The organism is Streptomyces sp. NPDC043876 (assembly GCF_056435825.1).
In genome coordinates this window covers 199,261-215,108 of sequence record NZ_JBWKDV010000001.1, presented here as the reverse complement: position 1 = coordinate 215,108, position 15,848 = coordinate 199,261, and the positions used below count along the sequence as shown (strand labels likewise).

Genomic DNA, 15,848 nt, shown 5'->3' with positions numbered 1-15,848 from the left:
CGCCATCGGCCCGCAATCCTGAGAGGCCCCGGGCGCAGCTCGGTGCGGAGTTCCTCCTGGTGTGCCCGGCCGCAGCTGTCTTGTCCTCGCGATGCATGGAAAGACAAAGAATGAGCATTCTTATACTCCACACATCCAACGCGAGCCGCCGCACCCACCTGGCACGCGCCGCGAAATATGCGAAAGACCACGGCGAGCGCCTCCTGCTGGTCGTGAAGAACCCCACGTGGGAGTCCGAATTCGCGGATGTCGTCCTGCCGGTGGACACCTCGGACATCGAGGCCACGGTTTCCGCGGTCCGTGAACTCGCCGCATCAGAACCGGAACCGATTCGCGCCGTGGCGGCCTTCGTCGGCCACAGCGTGCCGGCCGCCGCGGCGGTGGCGGCCGAGCTGGGATTGCCCTTCATCAGCGAACGCGCGGCCCGTACGGTGCGCGACAAGTACGCGATGCGCCGGGCCTTCGGCGCGGAGAACGTCCCGCAGCCCGCCTACGGCCTCGCGAGGACCCTGGAAGAGGCGCTGACGGAATCCGCGCGCATCGGCTTCCCCCTCGTGCTGAAACCGCTCGTCGACAACGACACCGGCTACCTGCGCCGGGTGGACGACATCGACGAACTCACCGAGCACTTCGCCACCATCCAGCGGGGCGCGTGGGCCGGAATCGAGAACAATCCGCTCTACGCGTGGGTCGTGAGCGCCTACTCCGGCGCGGTCCTCCTGGAGGAATACCTGCCCGGGGCGGAGATCAGCGTCGAGTCGATCGTCGTGGACGGCCGGGCGCGGGTGATCGCCATCCACGACAAGCCGCTCCCCTCGACCGGCCCCTACTTCGCGGACGTGCACTGCACCACCCCCAGTCGGCTTCCGGCGGAAGTGCAGCAGCGCGTCACCGAACTCGTCGAGGCGGCCCACCGGGCCATCGGCGTGACCACGGGCGCCACGCACACGGAATTCCGGATCCAGGACGACGGCACTCCGAAGATCCTGGAGACCGCGGCGCGCATCGGGGGCGGCCCGGTCTACCAGTCGGTCCTGCTGAGCACCGGTGTCGACCTGGTGTCCGCGGTCCTGGACGTCGCTTCCGGCCGCACGCCGGACCTCACGCCCCGCCCCGAGCCGGTCCCGACCGGGTTCTACCTGTTCTTCGCGGAGAGGGCCGGAAGGATCAGCGCGATCACCGGGGTGCGGGAAGCCGAACTCGACCCCCGTGTGCACGAACTCGCCGTCTACCGCACGGTCGGCGACGCCGTCGACGTGCCCCCGCGGGTCTGGCAGTCGCACGGCCACGTCCTCTTCACCGCCGACAGCGACGACGCGCTCGCGCGGACGTACGACGGACTCGTGAAATCGATCCGCCTCGAACTCGAATAATTTTCCCGCACGTTCCGGCGCGTTCCTGCACGTTCCGCACACCCTGCATATTCCTGCACATTTTCGACGAAGGTCTCGTATGGCCTGAGGAGCACCTGTGAGTATCCGCACCGAGCTGGCACCGTACCTGCGGGGCTACGAGGAAAAGTTCACGAGCAAGGGGGAGATACGCTGGCTTCCGCACCTGCTGTATTTCCACCCGCAGTCCTACAGCTCGGACGTGGTGAACACCGATTCCGTAGGTTTTCGGTACGCCACCCACGGAGACCGCAGCTATTCGGCGGCCGACCACCATGATTCCGAGTCGGTACGCCTCCTGGCGGGCAGTTCGACCGTCTTCGGCATCGGCGCCAGTTCGGACGCCTGGACGCTGCCTTCACGGCTGAACGTCCACGACCCCCGCGACCAGACCTGGCTGAACTTCGGCGGCCGCAGCTTCAACTCCACGCAGGAGCTGCTGCTGCTCACCCTCTACCGCCACCTGCTCCCCAAGGTGGACGAGATCGTGCTGTTCTCCGGTTTCAACAACCTGAGCCTGGCGCGGATGCCGCAGGTCAGGGACGAGGACCACGGCACGTTCTTCCAGTACAACATGTACAACGAAATGCTCGGGCGGCACAAAGAGCCCAAGGCCGCCGGCCCGTCCGTGAAGAACCTGTTCCGCAAGAAGCAGGAACCCGCCGCGGTCGCCGAGCCGGTGGTGCCCGGCATCACCGAGCAGATCGATTACGCCGCCGAACTCACGATCCGGCACCTGGACGCCTGGAAGGCGCTCGCCTCCACCTGGGACGCGAAGATCACCTACATTCTCCAGCCCCTGTCCGGCTGGGTGCGGGACAAGGGCAGCCGGGAAGAGGAACTCATCTTCGACGAGCTCGAACGCATGGGTGGCTTCGCCGCGATGTACGGCGACATCCTGAGCCGCGAAGTGAACGTGGAATACGCGGCGAAGCTGGAGCAGGGGGCGAAGAACCTCGGCATCGACTTCGTCAATTTCAGCCCGGTCATGACGGAATCGGCCGCGGCGGACGACTGGTTGTTCATCGACCGGATCCACCTCACCGACAACGGCCATGACTTCGTGGCCCGCAAGATCCTGGAAAACATCTAGCGAAAGGTTTTCGCATGTCGTTCATCAAGTCCATCATCAGCCGGATCTTCGGGCGGAAGAACAAGCCCAAGAAGACGGACACCTCGATCTATCCCATGTTCTAGGATCGGCCGAACACAGCAAGGGCATTTAATGTGGCGTGAGACGTACCGCCGGTGTGTCGACCCGGAACTGTTTCTGGGCAGCACCACGATTCGCACACTCATGGCCGAGGTCGCATCCGACGATCCCGAGGCCACCCCTCCGAACCTGTCCGACACGCTCGACGCGGTGCGGGCATGGGCGGACGAACAGTCCGGCGCCTACCGGGAACTGGCCGCCACGGCCGGCCGTTCCGGCTCATCGGCGGCCCTGGCGCACGCCGTGCTCAGGCAGTCCGCCCCGTTCGCCTCGACGCTCGGGGCGTGGCTCCAGGGGATGAGCGCACCAGGCGTCTTCGAGGACGAGGTCCACCTGCGGATCCTCGCCCTGTTCGCCGACGACATCGGCGTCGGCGGCCCGCGGTCGTCGCGCTTCGACGCCTTCAAGATGCTCGCGACGCGGTACGGCCGGCCCGAACTGGCCGTGGAAGCGGCCGAACTGGCCGCCGAACGGCAGATCCGGGACCACATGTTCGCCCTGCCCGCGACCGTGTTCGCGCTCACCCGGCGCAGCGACGCGTTCGCGCCGCTGCTCGCGGGGATCGACCTGGTCATGCGCACGGCCGGGGCACTGCCCTGCTGGTCCGTGCTCGGCCCAGACGGCGGCGACGGCAGCGGTGACGGCACCGACGGCAGCGGCAGCCGCGACGCCGGCAGTGACGGCGCGCGCAGCGAACGGGCGCGCCTGGACCTGGCGCGGTCCACCGGCGCGACCGACGTCTGCGAGCCCCTGGAGGTCTCGCGCGGCATCGCCGAGAAGTTCTGCGCGGCGGGACCCGACGCGCACCGCGCGGTGGAGCGCGGCGCGGCCTGGATGCTGAGCGCCCTGCGCGCGTGGGACCGGCTGCTGCTGGACGCGGCCGCGGCCGCGCTGGATCCCCGGCGGGCGATGGAGCAGCTGATCCGGGAGCGCGCCCGGGAGGGCGCCGTCTACCACCAGGACTTCCCGATGGGCGACGGCACGCTCTCCGAGCTGCTGGAGCGCGCGCAGTCCGACCCCGCTCCGCTGCTGCGCGAGCTGGCGGCGACCCGCATGGTCAAGCCCGGGCGCGCGGAGCGCAGTTCGCTGGTGAACGGCCTGATCGGTCCGAAGGGGCCGATGTTCCGGGTCTTCTCGCCCGACGACGTCGAGATCATCTCGAAGTGGATCGACTCGCTCGCCGACACCGAACCGCGGCCCGCGCTGCCCCCGGCCGCCCCGGCCCCGCGGGTCCAGGACCTCGACGCCCTCGAAGCGGCCGGCACCCCCGAGGACGGGGTGGCGCCCGGCGACATCCGCGAGGCGTACTTCGTCCTGCAGGGCCGGGCGCTGGCTCCGGCCACCCGCGCGTTCGCCCTGCGCTACGTGAAGCGCTGGCTGGCCCGGGCGAAGCTGTCGGTGGGGCGTACGGACCGGTCGCTGCCGGAGAGCTGGACGTCGGCCGGTCTGCGGCCCTGGCTGCTGGACAAGCACGACAAGCACGGCGCCGAGTTCGAGACCAGCAGGTCGAACGGGATGCCCAGCCGCGAGGAGGTCATCGACTCCACGCTGCAACTGGCGCCGCTGACGCTGATCGACGGCTCCTGGTTGCAGGGGTTCACCGATGCCGGGCTCGCCACCACACGGTTCGGCTTCCCCCTGTTCGAGACCTACTGGGACGAATTGGGCAACGGCGACATCGAGATCAACCATCCCAAGATCTACCGCGACGTCCTGCGCGAAATGGGCATCGAGCTGGCCCCGACCGGCAGTAGGGAGTTCGCCTACGACACCCGGTTCCGGGAGGAATCGCTCGAAAGGCCGGTCTACTGGCTGTGCCTCGGGAAGCTGCCGCACACGTTCCTGCCGGAAATCCTCGGCATGAACCTGGCCATGGAACTCTCCGGGGTCGGCGGGAGCTACCGCACGGCGCGGACGTTCCTGAAGCACTACGGCTTCTCCACGCATTTCGTCGACCTGCACAACACGATCGACAACGTGTCCACGGGCCATTCGGCCTGGGCCGCCGACGCGATCGACACGCACATGCGCACGGTGGCGAAGCTGTCGGGCCCGGCCGAGTCCGCCGCCGAATGGGAGCGGGTCCGGGTCGGCTACGAGTCACTCGCCCCACTGCCGTCCAGATTCGCCGATCTCATCGGCAACCGATTCCAGAAAACGCTGTGGAAACCTCGATCGCAAGGCCGGTCGCTGTTCCATCACACACCGGTGGGGGTGTCCTGATGTCCGTATATACACTAGGAATTTCGGCCTATTACCACGACAGCGCGGCCGCGCTGGTACGCGACGGCGTCGTCGTGGCCGCCGCGCAGCAGGAACGATTCAGCCGCATCCGGCACGATCCGGCGTTCCCGAGCGCCGCGATCGCCTACTGCCTCGACCACGCCGGCATATCCCTGGCCGACCTCGACGCGGTCGTGTACTACGAGGACCCGTCCCTGAAGTTCGGGCGCGTACTGTCCTCCTTCGCCAGCGCCGGCCCGCGCGGGATCGGCCCGTTCTCGGCCGTGCTCCCCGAGTGGCTGAGCTGGAAGCGCAACGTCCTGGAGCGGGTGAACTCCGAACTGGACGCGCTGGGACGCGGCGCCGCGCCGCGCGCCGTCGCCTCGCAGCACCACCGCTCGCACGCGGCGTCGGCGTTCTACCCCTCGCCGTTCGAGAACGCGGCCGTGCTCACCATCGACGGCGTGGGCGAATGGCAGACCACCACGATCTGGCACGGCCGCGGCAACTCGCTCGAACTGGTCAACTCGGTCTCCTACCCGCATTCCGTGGGCATGCTGTACTCGGCGTTCACCTACTACTGCGGTTTCAAGGTCGACTCCGGCGAGTACAAGCTGATGGGCCTGGCGCCCTACGGCGAGCCGAAGTACGCGGACCTCATCCGCCGCGAGCTGGTGAACCTGCGCCCCGACGGCTCGTTCACGCTGAACATGAAGTACTTCGAGTTCCACCAGGGAACGCGCATGGTGGGACGCGGCTTCGAGGAGCTGTTCGGCGCCCCGATCCGGGACGCGGAGAGCGAACTGGAGCAGCGGCACTGCGACCTGGCGGCCTCCGTGCAGGTGGTCACCGAGGAGATCGTGCTCGGGCTCGCGCGCGCCGCGGTGGAGCAGACCGGCGAGCGCTCGCTCGTCATGGCCGGCGGCGTCGCGCTGAACTGCGTCGCCAACGGGGTGCTGAGCCGCTCCGGCATCGTCGACCGGATGTGGATCCAGCCGGCCGCCGGTGACGCGGGATGCGCGCTGGGCGCCGCACTGGACCACTCGATCGCGACGCACGGCCGGCCGCACCTCGCCGACGGCGGTGACGGCGGTGACGGCATGTCCGGCGCGCTGCTCGGACCGGGCTTCTCCGACGAGGAGATCGAGCGGTTCCTCACGGAGAACGGCTACGTCTTCCGGTCGTACGGGCAGGACAAGCTGTACGACGAGGTCGCCACCCACCTGGCCGACGGCGCCGTGGTGGGCTGGTTCCAGGGGCGCATGGAGTTCGGTCCGCGGGCGCTCGGCGCGCGGTCGATCATCGGTGATCCGCGCGATCTGGAAATGCAGAAGCGGATGAACCTCAAGATCAAGTTCCGCGAGTCCTTCCGCCCGTTCGCGCCCGCCGTGCTGGCCGAGGACGCCGGGGACTACTTCGGCCTCGTCGGCGACAGCCCGTACATGCTGGTCGTCGCCGAAGTCGCGGACCGCATCAAGACCGAGGCGGCGCTGCGGCCCGGCGGCCCCAGCCGCGGACTGGGCAGCCTGGGCGAGATCCGCTCCGAACTGCCCGCGATCACCCACGTGGACCTCTCGGCGCGGGTGCAGACCGTCACCGAGCGCGACAACGCGCCCTTCGCGAAGCTGCTGAGCGCCTTCAAGGCGGCCACCGGCTGCCCGGTCCTGGTGAACACCTCGTTCAACGTGCGCGGCGAACCCATCGTGCACACCCCCGAGGACGCCTACCGCTGCTTCATGCGCACCGGGATGGACGTGCTCGTCCTGGGCGGCCACGTGCTGCACAAGGACGACCAGCCGCCCTTCGCCGAAGCCGTCGACTGGCGCGACGAGATTCCGCTCGACTGAAAAGGACCGGCCCCATGCGCATTGCAGCAGCCCTGGCATTCGTCACGGTATTCGTTCCGATCTCGCTGTATCGGCGCGTCACCGCGTCGAGCCGGTTCGGTTCCCGTTTCCATCACGGTCCCTCGGCGTGGGACCAGCCGAGTACGAGGAAGCAGTAAGCGATTTGTTCTCCAGCAGAGAATCATTGCAGCTCCATTGGATTGCGGTCATGGACCACACCCGTTACGATCGCGCCATAAAGCCGTCGAAATGGGAGACGCGGTGCATCCGCGCAGGCGAGGTCCACGAGTTCATCAACGTGGGACCCGGCCCTGAATTTCCCGTCGATCACGTCGAATATTACGGCTTCGCCGCTTTCGACACATCGGGCGTACTTGCCGTCGGGGACGAACTGATCTGCGCCGGGCGTACGCTCGGCACCATCAGCGGATTCGACGAGACGCACATGCCGAATCATTACAACATCCTTGTCGAGGGACCCGTTCTCCGAAATGGCCACGCGCTCGGGCTGACTGCCGGAACGGCCATCGCCACGCGTCCGCGAGAAGACAAGGGTTCGGGGGAATCTTAATGTTCGACTATCAGAAGCTCTACGCCAACCGCGCGCTGGCCGACGGCCCGCTGCACCTGTGCCTCGACTGCGAGAAGGAAGCGGACGCCCGGACGAACCGGTGTTCCGCGTGCAAGGGCGCGATCGAGGTGCTGTACCCCCTCGACCGCGCGGAGATCCGCCCGTTCGACGAGGACCCCAACCCGCTCCGGCGCTACAAGGACGTCCTCCCCGTCGCGGACGAGGAGAACCTCACCTGGCTGGGCGAGGGCAACACGCCCTGCACCAGCGTGCCCCCGCTCGCCCGGCTGCTGGGCGTCCGGTCCGTGCACATCAAGGACGAGTCGCGCAATCCCACCCGCTCGACCAAGGACCGCATCGCGTCCGCCACGCTGAGCCGCTTCAAGGGCATCGGCGTGGACGAGTTCGTCATGGCGTCCACCGGGAACAGCTCGACCGCCTACGCGAACGCCATGAACCTGGTCCGCGACTTCAAGCTGCACATCTTCGTGGGCGAGCAGTTCGCCTACCGCCTCAACTACGCGGACCACCCGCGCATCACCACGCACGCCGTCGCCGACACCTTCGTCGGCGCGGGCGCGGCGGCCCAGAAGTTCGCCAAGGCGAACGGCTACTACTGGGAGGGCGGCTTCTTCAACTACGCCCGCCGCGAAGGCCTCAAGATGTCCTACATCGAGGCGTACCAGCAGATGCCGACCGCTCCCACGCACGTCTTCCAGGCCATCAGCAGCGGCATGGGCCTGCTGGGCGGCTACAAGGGCGCCGTCGAACTCCACCGCATCGGCCTCATGGACAACCTCCCCGCCTTCATCGGCGTACAGGAGGAGAGCTGCTCCCCGATGGTCAGCGCCTGGAACGCGGGTCGCGCCACGGTCGCCGAGGAGGACATCGTCGCCAACCCCAACGGACTGGCGCACGCCATCCAGCGGGGCGACCCGACGAACACCTACCCCTACATGCGCGCCATGTGCCTGAACACCAACGGCGCCCTGGTCGCGGCCCGCACGACCGACATGCACATGGCCAAGGGCCTCCTGGAGTCGCTCGGCTTCGACGCCTGCTACGCGGCGGCCGCCTGCCTCGCCGGCGCCATGCGCAGCGCCCAGGAAGGGTCGCTCGACGCGGACAGCGACCTGCTGATCGTCCTCACGGGAGCGGAGCGCCCGCTGCTCCCCACCCCCTCGAACATCCTGGCCTCCTGATCATGGTCACTGTTGCGGACGCGATGGCCGCGAGGCTGTCCGAAAACGGCGTCTCCCATGTGTTCGGGTACCCGGGGGAGACGTCCCTCTCCCTCTACGCGGCCTTCCAGCGCAGCGAGTCCCTCTCCCACGTCGTGGGCCGCTGCCCGCGCGGCGCCGCCTACGCCGCCGAGGCGTACGCCCGGATCAGCGGAGAGGTCGCGGTGTGCGACGCGCCCGGCGGCATCGGGTCCCCGTACTGCACCCCGGCGCTGCTGGAGGCGTACAACAGCGGTACCCCCCTCGTGCTGATCACCTCCGGGCCCAGCAAGAGCACGGCGCGCCCGTGGGCGACCGGACAGGTCGAGCACGCGCGGCTCTTCGAGAGCATCACGAAGCGCGTCTACGTGATCCGCGCGCAGGAGGGCGCGCTGGCGACCCTCGACGCCGCGCTGGCCCTCGCGGCGCGACCGCGCCGGGGTCCGGTGGTCATCGAGATCGCCCCGGACGTCCTGGAGGCCGAGGCGGACGAGGCCCTGCTCAACGCACCGGCCCCCGCGGCCGATGCGGAGGTCCCCGCGGACCCGGCCGGCGACCCGCGGGTCGCGGAGCGCGCCCGGGCGGCCGCCCGGGCCATCAGGAACGGCGCGAGCGTCGCCCTCATCGCGGGCGGCGGATCCCACACCGAGGGCACGGCCGAGGTCCTGCGGGACTTCGTCGGCCGCTTCGGGATCCCGGTGTTCACCACGCTCAACGGCAAGGGCGTCCTGTCGGAGACCGGCGACGATGCCCCCCGGGTCGTCGGGTCGAAGGGCGACACCCCCGCCAACGAGTACATCAGCGGCTGCGACGTCGTGCTGTACGCCGGTTCCAAGATGGGCGACAAGTCGACCAACCAGTACGCCTGGCCGTCCGCCGACCAGTTCCTCGTCCGGATCGACCACGATCCCCAGGCCGCGGACATCGCACCGGAGCGCGGCTCGCTGCTGCGCGACGACATCGGCCGCGGATTGCGGCTGCTGGCACAGGAGTTGGGCGACTGGTCGTACGGCGGCGCCCGCCCCCGCGCCGCCTCCGGCAGCTGGTCGCCCTCGGGCACCGCCTCCCTCGTGCGGACGGTCAACGCGGCCATGGCCGGCCAGGACGTCTGCGTGGGCGAGGCCAGCGTCGCCAGCGGCTGGTTCGGCGCCCTCCTGCACCTCGTCACGCCCCAGCGGCTCATCACGCCGCGCGGCACCGGAAGCCTCGGCTACGCGATCCCCGCCTCGGTGGGCGCGGCCGTCGCCCGGCCCGACGCCGCGGTGTGGACGCTCGTCGGGGACGGTGGATTGACCATGTCCATCGGCGAGCTGGAGACCATCGCCCGGCTCGGTCTGAACGTGAAGGTCACGATCCTCGACAACGGCCGCCTCAACCTGATCGACCAGCACGCCATCCACCACCACAAAGCCGCCGCGGTCAGCCGCGACTTCCTCCGGATCGACTGGCCCGGCATCTGCGAGGCCATCGGGCTGCCGGTCATGTCCTGCGACGACCCCGACCGGGACGCGGCGCGGATCAGCTCCTTCTTCGCCGCCAAGGGCCCGGCCGTCCTCGTGCTCGGCACCTCGGTCGACGAAATCTCACCTGACATGGCGATCGCCATCAAGAAAGGTCCACTGATATGACCCTCATGATCCTGCACACCCGCAACGCGAGCCGCCGCAAGCACCTCGCCAAGGCCGCGGAGACCGCCCACGCGCTCGGCCACCGCGCGATCGTCGTCGTCGAGGAGCCCAGCTGGGAGCACGAGTACGTCGACGCGGTCTACTCCGCGCCCACCGGTGACCTCCAGGCGACCGTCGCCCGTTGCGTGGAGATCGCGAAGGAGGAGTCCGAGCCCATCGCCGGTGTGATCGCGTTCGTCGAGCACAGCGTCCCCGCCGCGGCGGCGGTCGCAGCGGAGCTCGGCCTTCCGTACATCTCCCCGGACACGGCCGAGAAGAGCCGCGACAAGCTGAGCATGCGCCAGGCCTTCGAGAAGGTCGGCATCTCGCAGCCGCGCTTCGCGCTCGCTTCCTCCGTCGAGGAGGCGCAGGAGGCGGCGAAGTCGATCTCCTACCCCCTCGTCATGAAGCCGATCATCGGCGGCGGCAGCATGTTCGTCCGCCGCGTCGACAACGCGGAGGAGCTCGCCGAGCACTTCGAGGAGATCCGCGCGGGCGCCTGGGCCGGCTTCGACTACGACCCGCTCTTCTTCCTCAAGTCCCGCTACTCCGAGGGCATCCTGCTGGAGGAGTTCCTCCGCGGCAACGAGATCAGCGTCGAGAGCTACGTGCAGGACGGCGAGACCACGGTCGTCGCCGTGCACGACAAGCCGATGCCGATGGACGGCCCGTTCTTCGAAGAGACCTTCTACGCGACGCCCACCGTGCTGACGGGCGAGACGCTGGCCAAGGTCAAGGAGTTCACGACGCTGGCGCACGAGGGCCTCGGCATCGAGCAGGGCGCCACCCACACCGAGTTCCGGATCTCGCCCGAGGGCGAGCCCTACATCCTGGAGACCGGCGCCCGTCTGGGCGGCGGCCCGGTGTACCAGAGCGTGCTGCTCTCCACCGGGATCGACATGGTCGAGGTCCTCACCAAGGTGTCGCTCGGCCAGGCCGTGGACGTCCTCGTCGACGACCGCAACGTCCGGCACGTCGGTTTCTCCCTGCACTTCGGGGAGCAGCCCGGCGAGCTGGTCGGCGTGGACGGCGTCGAGGCCCTCGAAGCCAGCGAGAGCGTCTCCGAGGTCATGATCTACAGCAAGATCGGCGACCTGATCGACGTCCCGCCGCGGGTGTGGCAGGCGCACGGCCACGTGATCTTCACGGGCAGTTCCCGCGAGGACGTCATGGAGAAGCAGCGCCAGGTCAACGAGACGCTCCGGTTCCGGGTCCGCTAGAGGGGATGTGCGGCCACGGCCCCGTCGGCGCCGTGGCCGCACGTTCCGGCCCACCCGCAGGGGAGGTACGACGACGCATGCGCTGTGACGCGCTGTCCTTCGACCTGGACGGCACCCTCATCGACTACGCCGACAGCTCGCTGCGCGCCCTCGAAGCGATCGGCGGGCACCGCTCGGACCTGCCGCGCTGGTACGAGGTGTCCGCCGGTGTGGAATCCGCCCTGGACCGGGGCCTGCTGCCGGTCGAGGAGTTCGACCACGACCGGATCCGCCGGTTCCACGCAGCGTGCCACGGACGCCGCTTGTCCGCCTCCGAGCTGGACGGCCTCGTCGCCGCCCGGCGCAGCACCGTGCTCGGTGCGGTGCGCCTGTACCCCGACGCCGTCCGGCTGCTCCGGTCCATCGAGGCGCTCGGGGTGCCGTGCATCGCCGTGTCCAACTCGTACGCCGCCCTGCGCGACGACATCGTGGAGCGGCTCGGCCTGGCGGCGTACTTCATGCACGTGCGCTTCTGCGGAGACGGCGTCCACCGCAAGCCCGCCGGGGAGGCGTTCGCCGAGGGGCTCGCCCTGCTCGGCGACGCGCTCGGCACGACGGCGGTGCGCGTGGTCCACATCGGCGACGAGTTCGACGCGGACGTGGTGGGCGCTCTCAATGCCGGCGTCCAGGGTGTCCACGTCAACCGGTCCGGCCGTGCGTGCGCCCACACCGGTGTCTGCGTACCGTCCCTCGACGTCCCGCTGGAACGGCACGCCGACGGCTCTTTCCTGTTCGACGCATCAACCCCCGCAAGGAGTGCCCCCAGTGAGCCCTGAACCCTCCGTCTACCGCGGCGGTGACGCCGTCGCCGAGATGGTCCGCTCCGGTTTCGCCGAGAGCTTCCACCGCGGCTCCGTCGCCGTCGTCGACGCCGCGGGCGCACTGATCGCCTCGGTCGGCGACGCCGCCTCGCCCGTCTTCCCGCGCTCGGCCGTCAAGCCGGTGCTCGCCGTCGCGATGCTGCGCGCCGGGTGGAAGCCCGCCGACCCGGGCGAGCTGGCGATCGCGGCGGCCAGCCACCACGGCGAGCCGATCCACGTCGAGCGGGTCGAGGCGATCCTGGCCGGCGCGGGCCTCACCGAGGACGCGCTCCGGTGCCCGGCGGACCTGCCGGGCGACCCCGACTCCCGCAACGCGGTCGTCCGCGCCGGCGGCGGGCCGCGGCGCGCGTACATGGCCTGCTCCGGCAAGCACGCGGCGATGCTCGCGGCGTGCGTCGCGGCCGGCTGGGACATCGCGAGCTACCGGGAGCCCGGCCACCCGCTCCAGGTCCTGGCCGCCTCGGTGGTCGAGGAGCTGACCGGCGAGCCGGTCGCGGCGACCGGCGTCGACGGCTGCGGCGTACCCGTCTTCGCGGCGAGCCTGACCGGACTGGCGCGGGCGGCGTCGCGCCTGGTCGAGGCCGCCGAAGGCACCGACGAGCGCGCGGTCGCCGACGCGATGCGCGCCCACCCGAGCCTGGTCGAGGGCACCGACCGCACCGACGCGCGGGCGATGGAGGCCCTCCCGGGCCTGCTGGCCAAGCTCGGGGCCGAGGGCGTGCACCTGCTGGCCGCACCGGGAGCCGGGGCCGTCGCGGTGAAGATCGACGACGGCGCGGGCCGGGCCTCGATGCCGGTGGCGCTGCGCGCGTTCACCACCCTCGGCCACCTGCCGGTGCCCGCGGCGGCCGAGCGCGTCGTGGCGGACCTGGTCGCACCGCAGATGTGGGGCGGCCGCCTGCGCACGCTGCTGTAGTTTCCTGTCGTTCAACCGAGTCGGCGCACGAGTCCCACCGATGGAGAGAAGCGAACCTGTGAGTATGTTGCTCCTGCACACGAGGAATCTCGTCGCCGGGGAGGTCCGATGAGGTACCTGGTCCTCAACCGGACTCCGCTCACCGGAATGCGCTTTCCGGACTGGCTCGGCGCCGGCCACGAAGCGGTCCTGCTGACCGACGCGGCGGCCGTCTCCTCCGATCCCGTGGAGCGCGCCTCCCAACTCGCCGGGTACGCGCACGTCGAGGTGGTCCAGGACTACCACTTCAACCCCCTGGTCGAGAGCCAGGCGCTCGCCATGCACGAGAAGTGGGGCTTCGAAGGCGTCATATCCCTCTCGGAGTTCGACCTCCTGCGGGCCGCGCGGCTGCGCGAGGCCTTCGCCGTGCCGGGACAGGACGTCGCGAGCGCGACCGCCTTCCGCGACAAGCTCGTGATGAAGCGCATCCTGTCGGAGGCCGGCGTCCCGGTCGCCCCCTACGCCCCCGTCGCGAACCTGGCCGACCTGCTCCGGTTCATCGACGAGGTCGGCTACCCCGTGGTCGTCAAGCCTCGCAGCGGCGGCGGCTCCATGGACGTCCACGTCCTGGACGACCGCCACGACGTCGACACCCTGCTCGGCGCCCACCGGGCCCTCGGCACCGACGACGGCGCGCACCTGCTCGCCGAGCAGTACATCGAGCACGAACTCCTGCACGTGGACGGCATCGTCGTGGACGGCGAGACCCGGCTCATGTGGCCCTCCACCCAGGGCGACAGCACCTGCCTGGACATCAAGCGGGGCCGGATCCTGCACAGTTGCATGCTGGATGCGGACGACCCCCTGTTCGAGCCGGCCCGGGACCTCACGCGCCGGGCCCTCGCCGCCCTGCCGACCCCGGCCACCTCCCTGTTCCACGCCGAGGTCTTCCGCGCCACGGACGGGCGCCTGGTGTTCAACGAGGTCGCCAGCCGCATGGGCGGCGGGATGATCGAGGACGTCGTCACGCTGGGCTTCGGCCACTTCCTGCTCGAAGTCTTCGTCCGCAGCGTCGGCGGGAACGAACCCCCCGCCCTCCCCGCGGCCCCGGACCGGATCGCCGGTCTCGCGCTGTTCCCGCCGCGGCCCGGCACCCTGGTCGAGATACCCGACGCGTGCCCGGTGCCCGGCATCACCGCCTACCGCAGGCACGCCGAGCCGGGCACCGTGCTCGAACCGGCCCGGATGAGCGTGGAGAAGATCGGTTCCGTACTCGCCACCGGCGCCTCGCGCGCGGAGGTCGAGCGGGCACTGGCCGCCGCCGGGGCCTGGTTCGACGGTGCCACGGTCATCCGGGACGCGGCCGCGGACAACGGGTCCGGCCCCGCGTCGGGCCCCGCGCCGGACCTCGCGTCATGATCGAGACCCTGCGCGTCGCCCGGCGCACGCCCGGCGTCCTCCTGCTGCTGACCGGCAACTTCGCCGTCGCGTTCGGCAGCAACATCGTGATCCCCTACCTCGCCGTCTACCTCACCCGCGAGCAGCACCTCAGCCCCTTCGTGGTCGCCCTGGCCATCACGGTGAAGTTCTGGTCCCAGCAGGGGCTCTCGATGCTCGGCGGCTGGATCGCCGACCGCGTCGGGCCCGTCGGCGCCATGTCCGGCGGGCTCGTGGTCAGGGCCCTGTCGTACCTGCTGCTCCTGGCCGTCTCCGGACCCGTGCCGGTCGTGGCCGCCTGCGCGCTGCTCGGCTTCGGCGGCGCGATCTACGTGCCCGCGGGCAAGTCCGCACTGGTGCGGCTGCTCGGCACGGGGGAGCAGCTGCGGACGGTCTTCGCCCTGCGCAGCACGGCGAACAACGCGGGCTGCGCGCTGGGCCCGCTGGCCGGCAGCCTGCTGCTCTTCCTCGGCGATCCCCGGATCGGCTTCGTCGTCACCAGCGCCACCTACCTGGTCCTGGCCCTGGTCCTGCTGCGGCTGCGCAAGCTCACGGACGTCCAGGACCCGGCGGCACCGGACCCGTCGGCGGCCACGGCCTCCGACGCCGCGGGCCCCTCCCTGGACCGCGCGAAGCTCGCCTGGGTGCTCGCCTGCGCCTTCGCCTTCGGGTTCTGCTACATCCAACTCGAATACGCGCTCCCGGTGTTCACGGGCAGCGTGCAGAGCTCGTCCCTCGTCGGCGTGCTGTTCACCGTCAACGCCATCGCCGTGGTGCTGCTCCAGGTCCCCCTGAACCAGTCCACCGGCAAGATCAGCAGCTCGGCGCTGGTCATCTCCGGCTCGCTGCTGCTGATGACGGCCAGCTTCGCCGCCGCCTCCCTGGCGTCGGTGGGCGGGCTGATCGTGTGCGTGCTGCTCTTCTCCGCCGCGGAGGTACTGATCGACCCGCGGATCGACAGCGAGATCGCCACCACCGTCCCCGCACACCGGCGCGGCATGGCCTTCGGCTTCGTCGGCACGGCGATCGCCGGCGGCGGGGCCTGCGCCAACGGCCTGGCCGCCGCGCTCGCCTCCGACGGCGCCCCGGGGCGCTCGTTCTGGCTGGTCCTGGTCGCGGTGAGCGCCGGATTCGCCGCGCTCCTCTACGCCGTCTCGCTGGCCCTGAAGCCGGCGCGGAAGCCGGAGCCGGAACCGGAGCTGGTGGAGACCTCCACCGGCGCCTGAGCAGACGCGCGTGCGCGGTGGGCCCGGTGCGGACCCCGCGCGGTCGCCGCAGGGGCCGGCTCCCCGAGGGGGCCGGCC

At 70.2% G+C, this 15,848-nt stretch carries 12 protein-coding genes; all 12 read left to right on the top strand.

Annotation, left to right across the window (positions count from 1 at the left end; genetic code table 11):
* Window positions 1-110: 110 nt before the first annotated feature.
* Entirely contained in the window at window positions 111-1,373 is a 1,263-nt protein-coding gene (locus AC0693_RS00950; protein ID WP_478800699.1) for an ATP-grasp domain-containing protein, read from the top strand.
* Between the two features lie 97 nt (window positions 1,374-1,470).
* Window positions 1,471-2,484 carry an SGNH/GDSL hydrolase family protein gene (locus AC0693_RS00945; protein ID WP_469317792.1) on the top strand — a complete coding sequence of 338 codons (1,014 nt, stop codon included), beginning with the start codon at window positions 1,471-1,473 and terminating at the stop codon, window positions 2,482-2,484.
* 204 nt (window positions 2,485-2,688) lie between these two features.
* A complete protein-coding gene (locus tag AC0693_RS00940) occupies window positions 2,689-4,827 on the top strand; it encodes an iron-containing redox enzyme family protein (protein ID WP_478800698.1) in 2,139 nt (712 codons plus the stop codon).
* Window positions 4,827-6,674, top strand: a complete 1,848-nt coding sequence (locus AC0693_RS00935; protein ID WP_469317794.1) for a carbamoyltransferase family protein — start codon at window positions 4,827-4,829, stop codon at window positions 6,672-6,674. The genes AC0693_RS00940 and AC0693_RS00935 overlap by 1 nt, the downstream gene beginning before the upstream one ends.
* Window positions 6,675-6,801: 127 nt before the next feature.
* Window positions 6,802-7,245, top strand: a complete 444-nt coding sequence (locus AC0693_RS00930; protein ID WP_468462895.1) for a DUF6917 domain-containing protein — start codon at window positions 6,802-6,804, stop codon at window positions 7,243-7,245.
* Entirely contained in the window at window positions 7,245-8,447 is a 1,203-nt protein-coding gene (locus tag AC0693_RS00925; protein WP_356408919.1) for a threonine synthase, read from the top strand. The genes AC0693_RS00930 and AC0693_RS00925 overlap by 1 nt, the downstream gene beginning before the upstream one ends.
* Window positions 8,448-8,449: 2 nt before the next feature.
* Window positions 8,450-10,093 (top strand): thiamine pyrophosphate-binding protein, encoded by a 1,644-nt coding sequence (locus AC0693_RS00920; protein ID WP_478800697.1) that lies wholly within the window; start codon window positions 8,450-8,452, stop codon window positions 10,091-10,093.
* Window positions 10,090-11,352, top strand: a complete 1,263-nt coding sequence (locus AC0693_RS00915; RefSeq protein ID WP_478800696.1) for an ATP-grasp domain-containing protein — start codon at window positions 10,090-10,092, stop codon at window positions 11,350-11,352. Before AC0693_RS00920 ends, AC0693_RS00915 begins: the two co-directional genes overlap by 4 nt.
* A 77-nt stretch (window positions 11,353-11,429) precedes the next feature.
* The gene (locus AC0693_RS00910; protein ID WP_478800695.1) at window positions 11,430-12,167 is read left to right on the top strand and encodes an HAD family hydrolase; all 738 of its coding nucleotides are present in this window, start codon (window positions 11,430-11,432) and stop codon (window positions 12,165-12,167) included.
* Window positions 12,157-13,128, top strand: coding sequence for an asparaginase (locus AC0693_RS00905; RefSeq protein ID WP_478800694.1), 972 nt, complete (start codon window positions 12,157-12,159; stop codon window positions 13,126-13,128). The genes AC0693_RS00910 and AC0693_RS00905 overlap by 11 nt, the downstream gene beginning before the upstream one ends.
* Window positions 13,129-13,236: 108 nt before the next feature.
* The gene (locus AC0693_RS00900) at window positions 13,237-14,526 is read left to right on the top strand and encodes an ATP-grasp domain-containing protein (protein WP_478800693.1); all 1,290 of its coding nucleotides are present in this window, start codon (window positions 13,237-13,239) and stop codon (window positions 14,524-14,526) included.
* A complete protein-coding gene (locus tag AC0693_RS00895; protein ID WP_356408901.1) occupies window positions 14,523-15,770 on the top strand; it encodes an MFS transporter in 1,248 nt (415 codons plus the stop codon). The genes AC0693_RS00900 and AC0693_RS00895 overlap by 4 nt, the downstream gene beginning before the upstream one ends.
* The last annotated feature ends 78 nt before the right edge of the window (window positions 15,771-15,848 follow it).

Excerpts from the sequence above, each read along its gene's own strand:
- AC0693_RS00950 (WP_478800699.1), top strand. The coding sequence starts at position 111 with ATGAGCATTCTTATACTCCACACATCCAACGCGAGCCGCCGCACCCAC.
- AC0693_RS00940 (WP_478800698.1), top strand. The coding sequence starts at position 2,689 with ATGGCCGAGGTCGCATCCGACGATCCCGAGGCCACCCCTCCGAACCTG.
- AC0693_RS00935 (WP_469317794.1), top strand. The coding sequence starts at position 4,827 with ATGTCCGTATATACACTAGGAATTTCGGCCTATTACCACGACAGCGCG.
- AC0693_RS00925 (WP_356408919.1), top strand. The coding sequence starts at position 7,245 with ATGTTCGACTATCAGAAGCTCTACGCCAACCGCGCGCTGGCCGACGGC.
- AC0693_RS00920 (WP_478800697.1), top strand. The coding sequence starts at position 8,450 with ATGGTCACTGTTGCGGACGCGATGGCCGCGAGGCTGTCCGAAAACGGC.
- AC0693_RS00915 (WP_478800696.1), top strand. The coding sequence starts at position 10,090 with ATGACCCTCATGATCCTGCACACCCGCAACGCGAGCCGCCGCAAGCAC.
- AC0693_RS00910 (WP_478800695.1), top strand. The coding sequence starts at position 11,430 with ATGCGCTGTGACGCGCTGTCCTTCGACCTGGACGGCACCCTCATCGAC.
- AC0693_RS00900 (WP_478800693.1), top strand. The coding sequence starts at position 13,237 with ATGAGGTACCTGGTCCTCAACCGGACTCCGCTCACCGGAATGCGCTTT.
- AC0693_RS00895 (WP_356408901.1), top strand. The coding sequence starts at position 14,523 with ATGATCGAGACCCTGCGCGTCGCCCGGCGCACGCCCGGCGTCCTCCTG.